Here is a 16872-nt window from a genome sequence, read left to right on the forward strand (position 1 = left end):
ACCAGTAGACAGGTCTGTTATTTTCTTGATTCCATAAAAGATTGTAGAATAATAGCAGCACTGACTTTGTCTATGTTTGATTTATCCTGACGATCTTTCTTTTTCATTCCACCAGCTATCAGAGTCTGTTGAGCCATGATGGAAGTGAAGCGTTCATCCACACGATGAACAGGGGTATCAGGAAATTGTGCCTTTAACCGCTTAACAAATCCTTCTACATGGGGGGCGATTTCGGATGGTGTATTATCTGTCTGTTTTGGCTGCCCAACCACAAAGCCCTCTACTTCTTCCTGTACCATATAGGATTTGAGGAATTCCATCAATTGGTGTGTAGCAACTGTATCCAAAGGGGAAGCTATAATCTGTAAAGGATCTGTTACAGCTAGTCCTGTTCGCTTCAACCCATAATCAATTGCTAAAATGCGTGGCATAGTATGTCAATAAGATTCCAACTATATACTGGAATCTTATGTATGTCTTTTTTAATTTAAAATCGCAATCTGCTTTACCACCTCTCGTACCTCTTTTTCCAGTTCAAGCACCTTTGGAAACAGAATTTCGTTTTCTATACGGGCATGTGTGTGCAGTTCTGTCTCAAAGGATTTCAACTCTGCAAAAACAACCTTCAGATGCTGACTGCTTCCCGGACGTAAAGTATAGTTATTAGTGATCTCACGTATACCAACCATTTCATCGTCATGTGTTTCATGATCATCCGCAAAATGCTGAACAGACTTGCTTCCCAGTTCAAAGAACACTTTTCCCAGAGATACTTTACGTTGTTGAGCCTTTTGAAGTAACGCAACATAGTTAAAGAGGGTATCTTCTTCTTCGTGAATATGTAGAATAAAGTCTTCAACAAAAAGAGGGAACAAAAGCTGAAGGTCTTTTATACATGGATCTGATTCGTATCGGAGCGTCTCTACAAGATGAGCCATATAAGGCAATGTCTGCTTTACAAAAACAGCATGGGTATGACGCAGAAACTCTATAATCAAATCAACCGGAAGATTTTCCAGGGTAAGAGATTTGGTATTCTTCTGCTGTAAAGCATATTCCAAACTATGCACTACCTGAGACACATTCAATCCCCGACGCCGACAAACTTGTTCCAGTGTATCATCTGCATATTCATAAAACCGAATACCAAAATAATACAATACATGTGCATACACATAGTTATCATCTACAAGTTCAGTAATTTTACGGCGAAGAATGGTATGTTCCATAAGTACTTGTCTTTCTTACAAAGGTAGAAAAATCTTTTAATGAAGTGGTTTAGCCTGCAAAAAAACAATATACAGAAAAGACTACCAATGATAAAAATCATTGTATGTATATCTTTATTGTTTAATTGAGAAAAAACGCAGCTTATGTGTTTTTATTGCCAGCAAAAAACGTGCGAATCCCGTCTATCAAATTTCTCCACTATCATTGCACTTTTTTCTTTATTTTTATAGATACATTCTAGCTTAAAAAATTTAACCTTAAGTTTGCCATTACAGTCTGAATCATTCTTCTTTGGAGAATGTATTAAATGAAAAAGCCTCACTTACAATGAAGGGGCAAAATGGAAATAGCATAAACTATACTCTGTATATAAACTGCTTACCTAACAGATGGTAGAGATAGTAAGTATTAATTTTAATTATTTAAACACATGAGTACAATACGAAATTCCAGCTTTTATGTGCGTTTACCTATTTTGCTGGCCGTAACTCTGGCTGGAGGGATTTTTCTGGGAGCAAAAGTCGGAGGAAACAGTAACAATGGTAATGTGGCCAAAAGTTATCAGAAATATCGGGAGATACTTTCGCTAATTGACCGGGATTATGTGGATACTGTCAACATTGAAAAGCTGGTAGATTACTCCATTGAGAAGATGCTGGAAAAACTAGATCCTCACACAGCCTATATACCCGCCAGTGACATTCAGATGGCTCGTGCACAACTGGAAAGTGATTTTGATGGAATCGGAGTTGAATTTAATATATTTCGGGACACTGTCTCTGTGATTGCCCCTCTTGCGGGTGGTCCGTCAGAATCAGCGGGCATTCGGGCTGGTGATAAAATTGTTGAAGCCAATGGTGTAAAGCTTACAGGTAAGAGTCTGGATAACAATCTTGTGTTTACCTCTTTGAGAGGTCCCAGAGGCTCAAAAGTTAAAATCGGCATTGTCAGAAAAGGTGTAAAAGAGGTAGTCTATTTCAATATTACCAGAGATAAAATACCTCAATTCTCTATTGAGTCATCACATATGGTTGACAATGCTACGGGTTATATCAAAGTTAGCCGCTTTGCAGCCAATACCTATGATGAATTCAAGAAAGCTCTTGGGAATCTGAAAAAGCAGGGAATGCAGCAACTCGTACTAGATCTGCGTGGCAATCCTGGTGGCTATATGGATAGAGCTACCAATATGGTTGATGAACTACTGGCAGGAAACAAGTTAATCGTCTATACAGATGGCAAAGAATCACGCTATGATCAGAAAGTAAATGCCTCTCAGCCAGGTATCTTCGAAAAAGGTCCTATCATTGTGTTACTGGACGAAGGAAGTGCTTCTGCCTCTGAAATTGTAGCAGGTGCCTTGCAGGATAATGACAGAGCATTGGTAGTAGGACGTCGTTCGTTTGGAAAGGGACTCGTACAGGCTCCAATCCCTCTTGAAGATGGTTCTGAACTACGCCTTACGATCTCCAGATACTATACTCCTAGTGGCCGTAGCATTCAAAAAGAATATACGCATGATGGTACAGATGACTATGATCGTGATATAGAAAAACGCTATGAACATGGAGAGTTCTTTAATGCAGATAGTATTAAATTTAATACATCTAAAACGTACAAAACAGCTAAAGGTCGTACAGTATATGGTGGAGGTGGAATCATGCCTGATGTATTTGTAAGTCTGGACACCAACTATAATACCAAATACCTTGCGGAACTCTACAACAGCAATATTGTTCGGGAATATGCACTTAACTATGCAACAGATCATCGCAAGGAACTGGACAAAATGAGTTTTGCTGATTTTCGCAAAAAAGTTACCATCACAGATGCCATGTTACAGGATGTAATCAAGATGGCCAACCAAGCCAACATTACGTATAACGATAAAGACTTTCAGCGCTCCAAAGCATTCTTATCCAATCAGTTAAAAGCACTGATAGCACGTACAGTATGGAGACGTTCAGAGAAAGATGGTTTAAATAATGAATATTATCAGATTACTCTGGAACAAGATCCTGTATTCCAGAAAGCTCTACAGTCTTTCCCTAAAGCAGCGGCACTGGAACAAGGAAAACTGGCAAGCAGCAAATAATCATAGCTCATTTATATAACCAAAAGGCCTTCGCTGATTTATAGCGAAGGCCTTTTGGTTATAGTGCAAATCATTATTTCATGGAAAATAAGAATGGATAAACCAAGGCATGCGTATACATCATTTTATATTCTTGAATTTAATGGATGAAGCACTCACAGACAAGTCCGACCTTTATTCAATTCAACTTAACGTATGCATTGAAAAAACTATATGAGTCGGGTTGCGTTTTATTTACCGCAGGATCTGTTTTGCGGTAAACTCAGCGCATGGGAAGTTTTGCGATTACTTTCACTCATTGTCCATGTAGAAAAGAGTTTGCGTTTAATTCCGATCACGAAACGTTTTGCGGTGAATAAACCGCAGAAATAATTTTGAGCGGAATTAACCGCAAAATTTTCCTTGCGCTGAGTTTACCGCAAGACTACGGCTGCGGTTTGTTTACCGCAAGACTACGACTGCGGTTTGTTTACCGCATGCAAGCAGATTACCAGAGTCGGAGGCCAAACTTATGCTGGTCTATTATCCATTTGTCGAGTATGGTAAATGCCAGTCTGAAGGCGGCGGTTTCTGCATCGTATCGGGTAGAGTAGTCATGGTTCCCAATGAGTTCTTCCGGATCTGTGAGTTGATAGTTGATATTGGCATCTTGCAGGATTTGGAAGGTGTACACAGCCTGTTTGTCTTTAAGAGTACCTGCTACATTGATCACTAAGCCTTTGGACTGGAAGAAGTCGTAAAGCATGTTTGAGTAGCGTTTGTTTCTTCCGGAAAGTGCCAGCTTGATAGATGATTTATTAGGGTCAGGATGTTGTATACTCCAACCCAGAAAATGCAGGCAAGACACGTTGTAACTGTGAGTCACCTTGCGCCAGAAGGAGGTAGACTCTTTGTGACTTTCTTCGTATTGATCAAATGCGTTTGTGTTGAAATACATATGGCTGTTGGGTTTTAGGGTGAATAATGTGTTGTGTTATTGGTATTTGAATAATGGTGTTGTGTGTGATTGTATTTGTAGGGGCGATTGGCAGATCGCCCACGTTCCCACAGACCGTGTTTATGGTATTCCGAACCGTGTAGGGGCGCACCCACGTGTGCGCCTGGTTTCCCACAGACCATGATTGGATTAATCCGAAATGATGGTCGGATAATCACAATCATTCGCGAACGGAACCTGGGCGCACACGTGGGTGCGCCCCTACATCGGTTCGGATTGACCCCAATCGTTCGGTGGGGAATCTGGACAGGGGCGAGCCCCTACACGGTTCTGACGACACCATTGGGTGTGTTTGATTGTGTTTAAAATGGCCTGTAGTCGCATAGAAATATTCCAGAGCCCAACTCCCTTGGCAACTTCCATAGATCGATTTAAAGCGCCTTTAATAGCGTTTTGAGAGGTCTTGTTGTTCATATGTAATAAGCCTGTTTGTCCGAATCACGGATTGTCACGGATGGGACAGATTTCACAGATAGTGTCTTGAATCACAGATGACACGGATGGCTCAGATTTTCACGGATTTTTATGCACTCAATCTGTGTCATTCGCGTCTTGGATACAGTGGTCAAACTCTGCTGATGGTGGATTAGCGGATGATTAGTCGGCCAATCTTTTTAATCCGTGAAATCCTCCTAATCTGTGCTAATCCGTGATTCAGACAATACTTGTGTTTTTAGTTATTCAAATTGTACTTTCTTGCGTTTGGGGTAAGATGGGGTAGAGTTGGGGAAAGATCTGGGGTAAGAGTAACTGCCTCATACAGAGGCGGGGTAAGAGGGGTAAGATTCGCTCTATATTATATATAGATATATTATTCTATTAATAGTATATATAGCTGTATATTTTTCCTCTTCTTCTGTATATTCTAGGAGTTTTTCAGGCCAAAAATCTCACCCATCTCACCCCGTCTGATATACAGACAGTTACACCTTCCCCCAATCCCTCCCCAATCCCTCCACGGCTACCCCTATAGCAATATTAAAGAGTTCATTTAATAACTAAAATTTGGGAAATTGTCCTAGGTATACGTCTTATCTGGTTGCGATAGCTGCAAACTCATCTATTGGTTTCAACTAAGCATTCAGATAATTTCTTTTCATTCAAAAGTAAAATTGCAATCATGTTGCAAAAACTAGTATATTTGTATATTATTCAGAAGCAGACCATCAAGCATAGCATTTTCAATAGGTAATGAATACGCAAGAGACACTCCCAAGAATAGCACTCTACAGCTTACTACTATTCATTGGAGGCATATTCGGTAACAACCTGCAAGCTCAGGAGAACTGTCAGTTATCGGTTAGTGGCACAGTAGTACATTCCCAGCAGCAGCCTTTTCCAGGGGCGGTTGTATTCATTGTTGAGCTAAAACAGGGGACTACTACAGATGCGAAAGGGCGTTATCATATTGATCATGTTTGTCCAGGTACCTATACCGTTATTTGCCAATATGTAGGTCACCATACAGACTCTACTCATATTCAACTAACGAAGTCGCAAGGCAATCTTAACTTTCATCTGGACGAGATGGAAGAAACGCTGGAAACTGTTGTGGTACAAGGCACTCATCAGGAAAATTCGACTTTACTGCCACAACAATCGTTACAAGGCAAGGATCTGGAACGCATACAAGGCATAGCACTGGGTGAAATGGTCAAGACACTGCCAGGTCTGAATTCTATTCAAACAGGTCCCAGCATTTCCAAACCTGTCATTCATGGCCTTCATAGCAACCGGGTACTGATCCTCAATAATGGTATCCGGCAGGAAGGGCAACAATGGGGTAGTGAACATGCACCTGAGATAGATCCATTTGTAGCCAAACGAATCACAATTATCAAAGGAGCCTCCAGTGTCAGATATGGGGCAGATGCTATAGGTGGTGTGATTCTGGTAGAGCCAGATCCGTTACCACAAACCAATAAGATTGCAGGTGAATTAAATCTTCATGCATTTAGTAATAACCGACAAGGTACAGTATCAGGTTTGGTGGAAGGGGGATTAAAGAAAATAAATGGCTTAGGATGGCGTGTACAAGGTACTTATAAGAAAGCAGGTACTTCACGTACTCCAGACTATTATCTTACCAATTCCCAATTTGAGGAAGCAAACGTTTCTACAGCAACAGGGTATAAAACCGCTAAGTATGGCTTCGATGTATTTTTCAGCCACTTCTCAACCAAGATAGGCATATTCACTGGATCACATATCGGCAACCAAACGGATCTGGAAAATGCCATCAATGCAGATCGTCCACTGGTATCATCCAAGTTTTCCTATAACATAGGCAGGCCTTATCAGGATATATCTCACAATCTGGCTAAAGTCAATGCATTTTACATCAGTCCGGCATTGGGTAAATTCAGTTTACTATTTGGGTATCAGTACAACTTCCGCCAGGAATACGATGCCCCTTCTATACGCAGTACCAATATCAGATTCCGTTTGTATACATATACCTATGAGTTGTTGTGGGAACACAAACCTTTACTACCCAATACAACTGGAACAATAGGCGTATCTACTGTCTATCAGGGTAACAATGTAGGTGGAAACGTATACCTGATCCCTAACTTCAATAATCAGGGTGTAGGCGGGTTTATAATTGAAAAATGGGCTAAAAATCAGTGGCAGGCAGAAGCAGGTATTCGTTACGATTACCGGCATCTTGATGTGTATCGAAGAAAGCAAGGGAGTCAAAGTGTAATATCTCCTGGTTATACGTATACAAGTTTTTCAGGTACATTAGGTGCCACCTATCAGCCTCACCAGAACCTTAGTCTTAATCTAAACTTCTCTTCGGCATGGCGTCCACCAACTGCAGCAGAACTATATAGTGCAGGTGTGCATCATGGAGCGGCAGCCTATGAAAAAGGTGATTCAGCACTTTCTATCGAACAGTCGTATCATACAACCATTAGCCTCAACTGGAAGCCTACTGATAAACTCAGTGCAGATATTGGTGTGTATGCTAACTATATGCCAGGCTATATTTATCTCAAACCCGATTCTGTACCGATTGTAACCATCCGTGGCGCATTTCCAGCGTATACCTATACCCAAACCAATGCACTCTTTAAAGGCCTGGATGCTACTCTGAAATATCAGTTTCTGTCTTACCTGTCCTGGCAGGGCAAACTCGCTATGGTACGGGCACTGAACAGAACTACCGATGAGTATTTGCCCTGGATACCCACAGACCGTATTGAAAACACTCTCCGCTATGAGAAAACAAAGTGGAAGAAGCTTACCAATATATATGTGGCTGTTAGTATGTTGAATGTGTCTAAACAAAGACGCGTCCCTCCTACTTACACAACAACCACTACTGAAGGCGGGGCTACCCGGACTATTTATGTGGGCGACTTTGCACCTCCTCCGGTAGGATATATGCTACTGAGTGCAGATATGGGCTTTGCATGGCCTATTGGGAAGTATGTAGCAGATATTGGGGTATCAGGTCAGAATTTGACCAACGTCCGGTATAGGGACTATTTGAACCGCTTTCGCTACTTCTCAGATGAAATCGGCCGAAATATAATTATACGGTTAAAATTCAGTTTCTAATCATATTCTTTGCTCAGATAAATTTGGAATAGCGAGACAATTATTCTTTAGAAATTCCTTGCAACAATGTAGCACAAACAAAAACTTTCCTTAGATTTGCAACACAATTGCAATAGTTTCACCTTAATCCAGATTGCTATGACAAACCACACATTCAAAACCATGCTACTATGGACGGGTATCGCTTCATTGGCTGTGTTCAGCAGTTGTTCCAAAGAAGATGATCCGGAACCTTTAGAACAAGAGTTGATTACGACAGTTACGTTGTCACTAACTAAATCAGGCAGTTCGACTCCTGTAAGTATTTCATTTAAAGACCCTGAAGGTGATGGAAGTGGTACTATCACACCGGATACCCTGGTACTTGAAGCCAACGCAAGCTACACAGGCGCTTTAACTATCCTAAATGAAACGCTTTCTTCTACAGCAGAAGGATACAATGTAACAGCTGAGATCGAAGAAGAAAGCAACGCACACCAATTCTATTATCAGACAACAGGCGCACAGTTAACAGTAACAACCACAGATGTAGACAGTAAGAATCTACCTTTGGGTCTAAAATCTACTATTGCAACCAGTACTGCATCAAAAGGGACATTAAAAATCACCTTAAAACATAAACCTGACGAAAAAGCAGCAGGGGATGCTATTACGAAAGGAGAAACAGATGTAGAAGTGATATTTCCTGTAAAGATTCAATAATCAATCCTGACTCATACCCTATGACTTGAGTTGTCTTGTAAGGCTTACCTCCCAGCAATGTTTACTGGATGCATGATAAATAGAACCATTGAGCTTAATTCACAACAAAAGTGCTTCCTACGCCTATTTCACAGCAAAGTTTTGTTGCCGTGAAATAGGTGTTAAGATGGTCACAACCACAGAGAACCCAGCAGAAAAAACTTTTAGCTATACAATACAAAAGCCATTCTTTGTATAAGAAGCTGTTTAAACAAATTTATAAAGGCTACAAAGGCATCTTTTAGGCTAAGCCCTTTTCCCGTCGTTGGTGTTATCACCAACGACCACTTTCCCCTCATGCAAGTTGGTGATAACACCAACTTGGGGATTGAAAGCTGCAAAGGCCGATTTTAGGCCGCGATTTCATCCATGTTGAGGGACGCCGCTGGCTATGTTGCGATTGGCCTATAAGTAAATCTCTCGTCTCGCCCTAAAACCTGCTCGTTGAGCTTCTTTAAAATTTGTTTAAACAGCTTCTATTTCTTCTAACTGGTGATCCAGGACTTTTTTGCTAAACATATATTTCATTGACTTGAATTGTTACTTTTGCCTTCTGTTTCATTTTTATATAGTTCTATGAGCAACAAAAAAGAAGGCAATCAATATGATAAGATATTCAAAGAAAATCTAGAATCTGTTACGCTGGCCCTTATTGAGAAAATACTTCATATTCAGGTGGCTTCCTACGAAAAGTATCCACAGGAACTACAGCGCACTGTGGAACGCAAGCCCGACCAGCTTCTGAAAATCACCGACAAGAGTGGTGATACATTCTTGTTGCAACTTGAATTTCAGCTTGCAGATGAACATGATATGGTAAAGCGGATGCTGGAATACAGAGGTCTGCTCAGACGGAAGTATGATCTGCCAGTAAAACAGTATGTCTTATTTCTTTCTGATCAGGAACCAACCATGCCTACTCAGATTGAAGAAGAAAATCTGAGATTTTCATTCTATCTGGTACAATTCTCCACTATTGACTATGAGTTATTTCTCTCTTCAGAGAAAGGTGATGAAGTCGTGTTTGCGGTGTTGGGTAGCTTTGGGAATACACAACCCAAACAAGCTGCTGAACGTATCTATCAACGGTTAAATCAGATTTCAACTAATAAAGTCGAACGAGACAGACACTTGCAACAATTGCGTATATTAGCTAATTTGCGTAAACTAACACCCTTTGTAGAAATCATGATAGAATCCATTTCCCAATATATCAGAGAAGAAGATGATTTCCTGTTTAAGAAAGGAAAGATCGAAGGAATACAAGAAGGCAAAATCGAGGGCGAGCAAAAAGGGCGAATCGAAGAAAAAACAGAAACAATCCGTAAGTTCCTCAAAGATAATGTATTAACCACCCAACAACTGGCATCTTATTTTGATGTTACGGAAGAGTTTGTCGAAAATTTACGACTCAATCTCAGTAAATAATCCGTCTGAATCACAGATGACACAGAGTTAAGGTTATGGTATCCATCATTCACACATTAAATCCATTAAAATCCTTTCACCTGTAGTATCTGTGATTGTGGACTATTTTTCCAGAAACCCTTTCACAAAATCCGAAACCAGATAACTAATTAATTTTCCGGTGGTGGGATCTTTCCGGCCATCTGTCAACTGGGTAGCTCCTTCGCAAATATGCAGATAAGCCACCGTACACTGTAAGGCTGTTGTATATAGATACCACCGGGCGAGTGTAGCCGAAATACCAGAAGGAGTCATGGCACTTGACAATACATCTTCCATACAATCCAGATCCAATTCTATCCCTGTCAGAGTATCATTGGTAAATTCTATAGCCGAGTATACGGCATCCTTGAAAGATAACTTTTCCCGCAGAAATATATCTTCCCAGAAGCAAAACCATATATCTGCATTTTGCTTTATTTCTGTGATAATAGTTTGGGGATTGTAATTTTCATGCAAGCTTACAATAGCATATTTCTTTAAGAACTTCTCTTCATAAGCATATCGGAAACCGTTGCCACTATGACGGCCTTCTTTTCGCCGAAAATCAGCATGAGCATCCAGATTGATACAATTTATAGAAGGATGAGAGAGTGGATGTAGGTGCTGAAGTCCCATATAAACACCTTTTATAATAGGATAGGCATTGGCATGGCTTCCTCCTATAACAATTGGGATCTTGTTCTGCTTCACAATATCCATAACCAGAGCCTCAACCTCACTATCGATGTCTTCTACTTGCTTACGATATATATATGGATCTGAGGAATGTACGGGCTCTGTGAAATCAAAATATCCAAGCAATTGCACTTCTTTTCCGGTAAATAAATCTGTACTTTGAATATTCAGAAAGGCAGACAGGAAACTGTCCCATACAGTATTGGCTCCTCCAACTCCCAGATTCGCTTTCACACCAATGTCCTCTTTGATACCTAGTAGCACAAACTGGCAATTGTTGGCAATGCCAGCTTTTGAAATTACGATTTGTTCACCCAATTTGGTTTCCCCTTCCCGATATCTGATATAGGGTTTGCTATCGACAGCCTCATAAGCATAAAAATGTTTCATACCCATTGGCCTTGTATCATTACTTTGTCAATCAGAGTAGAACCAAACGAATAGGGCAGATAAGCAAGAGAAGGCATAGGCTTTGTCAGAATCAGATTGGCTTTTTTGCCTCGGCTAATACTTCCTATAATGTCCTGCAATTCCATAGCAAAAGCTCCATTGATAGTTGAAGCGTTGATAGCTTCTTCGGGCGTCATTTTAAGTTGTATACAACTTAGTGCTACCAGCAAAGGCATATTTCCACTGGGAGATGATCCAGGATTATAATCTGTAGCAATTGCCAATGGCAAATTCGCATCCAGCATCTGACGGGCAGGTGGGTAGTTCATCCTCAAAAAGAAAGCAGCTGAAGGCAATAGTGTCGCAATGGTATTACTCTCTTTTAAACAATCAATTTCTGCTTCCCCTATACTTTCCAGATGGTCTACCGAAATAGCCTTGTATTTTACCCCTATCTGTACTCCACCTGATACATGTAACTGATTTGCATGTAACTTAGGTTTCAGTCCAAAACGTATTCCCGCCTCCAGTATCTGTTCTGTCTCCTGAACGCTAAAAAATCCCTGTTCGCAAAAAACGTCTATATAATCAGCCAGTTGCTCCTCTGCAATAACAGGCAACATGTTTTCTATAATCTGCTGGATATATGCCTGATGATTGTCTTTAAATACAGATGGATAGGTATGTGCTCCAAGAAATGTTGATTTGATTAATACATCTGACTCTTTCTGCAACTTTCGGATTACACGTAGCATTTTCAGTTCACCTTCTACTGTAAGCCCGTAACCACTTTTGATCTCAATAGCACCAGTCCCTAGCTTTTTCACTTCTTCCAGCCGTTGCCAGGCAAGTTGAAAGAGCTCTTCTTCAGATGTGTTATTCAGCAATCGGGCTGAGTTTAAAATCCCTCCCCCATTTTTAGCAATGGTCTCATAACTCATTCCTTTGATCTTATCAACAAACTCGGTTTCTCTGCTTCCGGCATACACCAGATGAGAATGTGAATCACACCAGGCAGGTAATACATACTGTCCGGCAACATCTATCTGCTCTTCATTATCCCACCCTTTCTCTGACAGATCTTTCATCTCTCCATACTCAACAATCTTGTCATCAATAATTCGCAAAAATGCATCGTCAAGATAAGGTAATTCGGCCATTGCCTTACCTTTCAGCAGGGTAGTTTCTTCTCTTATTCCAACGAGTTGTTTGATATTAACAATAAGCATGAAAACGTAAATAACAGGGGTGAGGATATAATACGTTATTTCAACCTTTCTTTCAGGTCTAGCCGATGCGTTCTGGCGGTATCTTTTGCAATATCATAGCCAGCATCAGCATGACGAATCACACCCAAACCCGGATCATTATGTAGTACCCTTTTTAAACGAATGGCAGCATCCTCTGTACCGTCTGCCACAATTACCATTCCAGCATGGATAGAATACCCGACTCCTACTCCACCTCCATGATGCAGTGATACCCAGCTTGCCCCACCAGCAGTATTAATTAATGCATTCAGTACCGGCCAATCTGCCACTGCATCCGAACCATCCAGCATAGCTTCTGTTTCCCTGTTAGGAGATGCAACAGAACCTGTATCCAGATGATCCCGGCCAATCACTAGTGGTGCTTTTACTTTACCGGTTCGTACCAGTTCGTTAAAGGCAAGTCCTGCCTTTTCCCGCTCTCCTTGTCCTAACCAGCAAATGCGGGCAGGTAATCCCTGAAAGGCAATTTTTTTCTGAGCCAGAGTAATCCATCTTCGAAGAGATTCATTTTCAGGAAACAACGACAGTATCAATTCATCTGTTACCCGAATATCGTCCGGATCACCGGATAATGCAGCCCATCGGAATGGTCCTTTCCCTTCACAAAACAATGGACGAATATAGGCAGGCACAAATCCTGGAAAATTAAATGCATTGGTCAATCCCTTTTCAAATGCTCTTCCTCTGATATTATTTCCATAGTCAAAGGTTATGCTTCCACGTTGTTGTAACTCCAGCATCATACGCACATGTTTTACGATAGACTCATATGCGAGTACAAGGTACTTCTCCGGGTTATCCTGACGTATTATATTCGCTTGCTCAACAGAAAGATGTTGTGGGAAGTACCCAATCAATGGATCATGTGCAGAAGTTTGGTCGGTAAGTATATCTGGTGTAATATTCCGGTCTATAAGCCGTTGAAGTAAGTCTACAATATTGCAGTGAACCCCGATAGACAAAGTCTCTCCTTGTTTTTTTGCCAGCAATGCCTTGTCAATGGCTTCATCTATATTCGTATAGAATACATCGAGGTATTTTGTCTCTAGTCGTTTCAGAATACGCCATTCCTCCACTTCTGCTACCAGACACACTCCTTCATTCATGGTAACAGCTAATGGTTGTGCTCCCCCCATTCCTCCGAGGCCAGCAGTCACAGATAACGTATTTTTTAACGTGCCATTAAAATGTTTTCTCGCAATAGCAGCAAACGTTTCATAGGTTCCCTGTACGATTCCCTGTGAGCCTATATATATCCAGGAACCAGCTGTCATTTGTCCATACATCATCAGCCCTTTTTGCTCCAGTTCATTAAAATGCTGCCAGTTAGCCCAATTGGGTACCAATTGCGAATTAGAAATTACTACGCGAGGCGCATCTTTGTGTGTTGGCAGAATTCCAACAGGCTTTCCAGACTGGATCAGCAAGGTTTCGTCCTCACTTAGATCTTTCAATGCCTTAATAATCAGATCCAGTGCTTCAAAATTTCGGGCGGCCTTCCCTCTTCCTCCGTATACAATCAGGTCTTCAGGCCTTTCTGCTACTTCCGGATTGATATTGTTCAGCAACATGCGTAAAGCGGCTTCCTGTATCCAGCCTTTACAGTGCAATTGAGATCCTGTTGGTGTCTTATAACGTACAGGGTCATAATTTTTAACCATTGTAGCCATATAGGTATTCTGAAAAAAGTGGAGAATATTAGTCTATAGCAGATAAAGGATAAGCTCTTAAAAACTCAATGGCCCGATGCATATCTGTTGATAATACACGATCTGTCTCATTAAAAGGCACCAGTTGTCTAAACTTTGCAACGATATCTTCCAGTACTACGGATGTTTGCAAGGGTCTTCGGAATTCCAGTGCCTGAGAAGCAGTCAAAAGTTCGATAGCCAGCACTTTTTCAAGATTATTGATAACGCGTAGACATTTTGTGGCTCCATTAGCTCCCATACTCACATGATCTTCCTGCCCATTGGATGAGGTGATAGAATCTACAGAAGAAGGCGTGCATAACTGTTTATTCTCACTGACAATGCCTGCTGCTGTATATTGAGGAATCATCAATCCGGAATGCAGGCCGGGATTTTTCACCAGAAACAAGGGCAAACCTCGCTGACCAGATAGTAGCTGATAGGTACGCCGTTCGGAGATATTTCCCAGTTCAGCCATAGCCATACAGAGATAATCAAACCCTAATGCCAGTGGCTGACCATGAAAGTTTCCTCCGGAAAGAATCAGATCATCATCCGGAAAGATATTGGGATTGTCGGTAACAGAGTTTATTTCCTGTAAAATAATATCATTTACATGAGCAAAAGCATCTTTGGAAGCACCATGCACCTGTGGGATACAGCGGAAGGAATAAGGGTCCTGAACCTGTTTCTTGGGAAGGTTACAAATAGGGCTATGCTTTAACAGATTACGTAAGCGGGTAGCAGTCTGTATCTGGCCTTTGTGCGGTCTGACGGCATGGATTCTTTCATGAAATGGTTCAGCAGAGCCATCAAAAGCATCCACGGAAATAGCCGAAATCACATCAGCCCATTTGATCAGTCGGGCAGCCTGCATCAGACAATGTAACCCATAAGCTGACATAAACTGAGTCCCATTGATCAGAGCAATTCCTTCCTTAGAAGATAACTCTATCGGAGTCCAGCCAAATTTAGTCAACAAATCCTGTGAGTGATATTTCTTTCCCTGAAAATAGACTTCACCTAGTCCAATCAGGGATAAACTCATATGTGACAAGGGAGACAAATCACCTGAGGCTCCCAATGATCCCTGAGTATATACTACAGGCAGAATGTCATAATTGTAAAAGTCTATTAGGCGTTGTACTGTCTGCAACTGTACTCCTGAATGCCCATAGGCCAAAGACTGTATCTTCAGAAAGAGCATCAGCTTTACAATGGAAGCAGGTACTTCTTCACCTAGTCCACAGGCATGTGACTGGAGCAGATTGTATTGCAGATGGGCTATTTGTTCTTTGTCAATCTGTACATTCTGGAGATAACCGAAACCAGTATTGATACCATAAAAAAGGGCATCCGAATGGGACAATTTGTCATCCAGATATGCTCTGCAATGGGTTATTTTTTCAATAGAGTCATCTGAAAGAATCAGCTTAGCTTGCTGATTTATCATCTTTTCTATCAAGTCTCTGGTCAGTAACTCAGGATTGATATAATGTAATTTATCTTGAACAGATAATAAAGCCATTGTAAACAACTTTAAAATGATTCTTATATGTATTTACTGGTGGATATCAATTGTTTGTAGGCCTCAGTGGTGAGCTAAAACAAAATACGCTTTTTTGAGTAATAATAAAAAATAGTATTTTCTTGCATTAGTAATCACTTTTATTGATCAAATGGAGATACGTCAGCTAAAATATTTCCTTACTCTTGCTGAAGAATTACACTTCAAAAAGGCATCAGAGAAATTATTCATTGTACAGCCAGCTCTTACCAAACAGATTCAGGATCTGGAGAAAGAACTAGGTGTACAGTTGTTTGAGCGAAATAAGCGTAAAGTAAAGCTGACGATAGCAGGTGAATTCTTCCGAAATGAGATAATTCAGGTATTGGAGAAACTCGAAGAAGCCAAAAACAAGGTGCGCCTTGTTGAAGAAGGTCAGAAAGGAGAAATACGCATCGGCTATGTAGGATCATGTATTCACACATTTTTACCAGATCTGTTAACTGTACTCAATGAAAGGCATCCGGAAATCCAGACATATCTTTCTGAGATGACTTCTGCTTCTCAGTTGCAGGCAATACAAAAGGGTGAACTGGATGTAGCTTTTCTAAGAAATCCGCCAGCCAACAAACGATTTGGTGAAAAGTTAATTTTTCAGGAAACCTTTGCGCTGGTCTTACCGGAGGAACATCACTTAAATCAACATAACTTCGAAGGAATGCACCAGGTGGCTCATGAGAAGTTTATTTTACCAACCCGTGCAGATGGTGAACAATACTATCAGTTACAGTGGAGTATCTGCGAAGATGCAGGATTTTTACCTCAAATAGCCCATGAAACTGTGCATGGTCATACAGTACTGAAACTAATTGACCATCACTTAGGAATTTCATTACTTCCTACATCCTTTAAAGATATTACCAACGCATCCGTTAAGTTTATTGAGCTACCCAATATACCTCAACGGGCAGAAATCACAGCTCTTTGGGATAGGCACAACCCTAATCCAAGTTTACATTTCTTTCTCGAACTACTGGATGAAATATTCTTTATCTAACCATTATTACTTTCTGTACCCACGTTGCTTAATACTAGTGTAAATCATGATTGTTATCATATAGATTCATCAGGTAGAGAACTAATTTTATTTTCTAAAGATTCTCACCATATTTCATCTGCCTTTTACGCTCTTCTGGACAATACATATATCTATTGCGACTCCTACTGCTAGTCTGATA

The 16872-nt window shown here is 40.7% G+C and carries 13 protein-coding genes; 5 read left to right on the top strand and 8 right to left on the bottom strand.

Translation table 11 applies throughout. The features are described from left to right. Positions 1–17: 17 nt before the first annotated feature. A complete protein-coding gene (gene ruvX, locus QNI15_RS26215) occupies positions 18–431 on the bottom strand; it encodes a Holliday junction resolvase RuvX (protein ID WP_313986441.1) in 414 nt (137 codons plus the stop codon). A 51-nt stretch (positions 432–482) separates the two neighbouring features. Beyond that, complete coding sequence (locus tag QNI15_RS26220; protein ID WP_313986440.1) at positions 483–1229, bottom strand: hemerythrin domain-containing protein; 747 nt, start codon at positions 1227–1229, stop codon at positions 483–485. Between the two features lie 431 nt (positions 1230–1660). On the opposite strand from QNI15_RS26220, the gene QNI15_RS26225 reads away from it, so the two are divergent. Then, a complete protein-coding gene (locus QNI15_RS26225) occupies positions 1661–3325 on the top strand; it encodes a S41 family peptidase (protein WP_313986439.1) in 1665 nt (554 codons plus the stop codon). A 487-nt stretch (positions 3326–3812) separates the two neighbouring features. Here QNI15_RS26225 and QNI15_RS26230 read toward each other — a convergent pair whose 3' ends face one another. Together QNI15_RS26230 and QNI15_RS26235 are read right to left on the bottom strand one after the other, a co-directional pair. Continuing rightward, positions 3813–4262: a hypothetical protein gene (locus QNI15_RS26230; RefSeq protein WP_314034545.1), complete on the bottom strand. Its 450-nt coding sequence runs from the start codon at positions 4260–4262 to the stop codon at positions 3813–3815. A 14-nt stretch (positions 4263–4276) separates the two neighbouring features. Beyond that, positions 4277–4486: a hypothetical protein gene (locus tag QNI15_RS26235; RefSeq protein WP_314034547.1), complete on the bottom strand. Its 210-nt coding sequence runs from the start codon at positions 4484–4486 to the stop codon at positions 4277–4279. Positions 4487–5513: 1027 nt separating this feature from the next. On the opposite strand from QNI15_RS26235, the gene QNI15_RS26240 reads away from it, so the two are divergent. The 3 genes from QNI15_RS26240 to QNI15_RS26250 all read left to right on the top strand — a co-directional run bounded on the left by QNI15_RS26240 (position 5514) and on the right by QNI15_RS26250 (position 10058). Then, the gene (locus QNI15_RS26240) at positions 5514–7889 is read left to right on the top strand and encodes a TonB-dependent receptor (protein ID WP_314034549.1); all 2376 of its coding nucleotides are present in this window, start codon (positions 5514–5516) and stop codon (positions 7887–7889) included. 138 nt (positions 7890–8027) lie between these two features. Further along, complete coding sequence (locus QNI15_RS26245; protein WP_314034551.1) at positions 8028–8591, top strand: hypothetical protein; 564 nt, start codon at positions 8028–8030, stop codon at positions 8589–8591. A 615-nt stretch (positions 8592–9206) separates the two neighbouring features. Next, the gene (locus QNI15_RS26250; RefSeq protein ID WP_314034552.1) at positions 9207–10058 is read left to right on the top strand and encodes a hypothetical protein; all 852 of its coding nucleotides are present in this window, start codon (positions 9207–9209) and stop codon (positions 10056–10058) included. Between the two features lie 102 nt (positions 10059–10160). Here QNI15_RS26250 and QNI15_RS26255 read toward each other — a convergent pair whose 3' ends face one another. Genes QNI15_RS26255 through hutH form a run of 4 tightly spaced genes read right to left on the bottom strand, consistent with a single transcriptional unit; the run spans position 10161 to position 15655 of the window. After that, on the bottom strand, positions 10161–11165 hold the full coding sequence (locus tag QNI15_RS26255; RefSeq protein WP_314034554.1) for a formimidoylglutamase: 1005 nt from the start codon (positions 11163–11165) through the stop codon (positions 10161–10163). Continuing rightward, positions 11162–12394 carry an imidazolonepropionase gene (hutI, locus tag QNI15_RS26260; RefSeq protein WP_314034555.1) on the bottom strand — a complete coding sequence of 411 codons (1233 nt, stop codon included), beginning with the start codon at positions 12392–12394 and terminating at the stop codon, positions 11162–11164. Before hutI ends, QNI15_RS26255 begins: the two co-directional genes overlap by 4 nt. Positions 12395–12429: 35 nt before the next feature. Continuing rightward, entirely contained in the window at positions 12430–14106 is a 1677-nt protein-coding gene (gene hutU / locus QNI15_RS26265) for a urocanate hydratase (RefSeq protein ID WP_314034556.1), read from the bottom strand. A gap of 28 nt (positions 14107–14134) precedes the next feature. Next, positions 14135–15655, bottom strand: coding sequence for a histidine ammonia-lyase (gene hutH, locus QNI15_RS26270; RefSeq protein ID WP_314001785.1), 1521 nt, complete (start codon positions 15653–15655; stop codon positions 14135–14137). Between the two features lie 151 nt (positions 15656–15806). Between hutH and QNI15_RS26275 the strand changes: the two genes are divergently transcribed. After that, entirely contained in the window at positions 15807–16691 is an 885-nt protein-coding gene (locus QNI15_RS26275) for a LysR substrate-binding domain-containing protein (protein WP_314001784.1), read from the top strand. Positions 16692–16872: the final 181 nt, after the last annotated feature.

It is taken from the genome of Xanthocytophaga flava (genome assembly GCF_030068545.1).
Lineage (GTDB): Bacteria > Bacteroidota > Bacteroidia > Cytophagales > 172606-1 > Xanthocytophaga > Xanthocytophaga flava.

Excerpts from the sequence above, each read along its gene's own strand:
- ruvX (WP_313986441.1), bottom strand. The coding sequence starts at position 431 with ATGCCACGCATTTTAGCAATTGATTATGGGTTGAAGCGAACAGGACTA.
- QNI15_RS26220 (WP_313986440.1), bottom strand. The coding sequence starts at position 1,229 with ATGGAACATACCATTCTTCGCCGTAAAATTACTGAACTTGTAGATGAT.
- QNI15_RS26225 (WP_313986439.1), top strand. The coding sequence starts at position 1,661 with ATGAGTACAATACGAAATTCCAGCTTTTATGTGCGTTTACCTATTTTG.
- QNI15_RS26230 (WP_314034545.1), bottom strand. The coding sequence starts at position 4,262 with ATGTATTTCAACACAAACGCATTTGATCAATACGAAGAAAGTCACAAA.
- QNI15_RS26235 (WP_314034547.1), bottom strand. The coding sequence starts at position 4,486 with ATGATTGTGATTATCCGACCATCATTTCGGATTAATCCAATCATGGTC.
- QNI15_RS26240 (WP_314034549.1), top strand. The coding sequence starts at position 5,514 with ATGAATACGCAAGAGACACTCCCAAGAATAGCACTCTACAGCTTACTA.
- QNI15_RS26245 (WP_314034551.1), top strand. The coding sequence starts at position 8,028 with ATGACAAACCACACATTCAAAACCATGCTACTATGGACGGGTATCGCT.
- QNI15_RS26250 (WP_314034552.1), top strand. The coding sequence starts at position 9,207 with ATGAGCAACAAAAAAGAAGGCAATCAATATGATAAGATATTCAAAGAA.
- QNI15_RS26255 (WP_314034554.1), bottom strand. The coding sequence starts at position 11,165 with ATGAAACATTTTTATGCTTATGAGGCTGTCGATAGCAAACCCTATATC.
- hutI (WP_314034555.1), bottom strand. The coding sequence starts at position 12,394 with ATGCTTATTGTTAATATCAAACAACTCGTTGGAATAAGAGAAGAAACT.
- hutU (WP_314034556.1), bottom strand. The coding sequence starts at position 14,106 with ATGGCTACAATGGTTAAAAATTATGACCCTGTACGTTATAAGACACCA.
- hutH (WP_314001785.1), bottom strand. The coding sequence starts at position 15,655 with ATGGCTTTATTATCTGTTCAAGATAAATTACATTATATCAATCCTGAG.
- QNI15_RS26275 (WP_314001784.1), top strand. The coding sequence starts at position 15,807 with ATGGAGATACGTCAGCTAAAATATTTCCTTACTCTTGCTGAAGAATTA.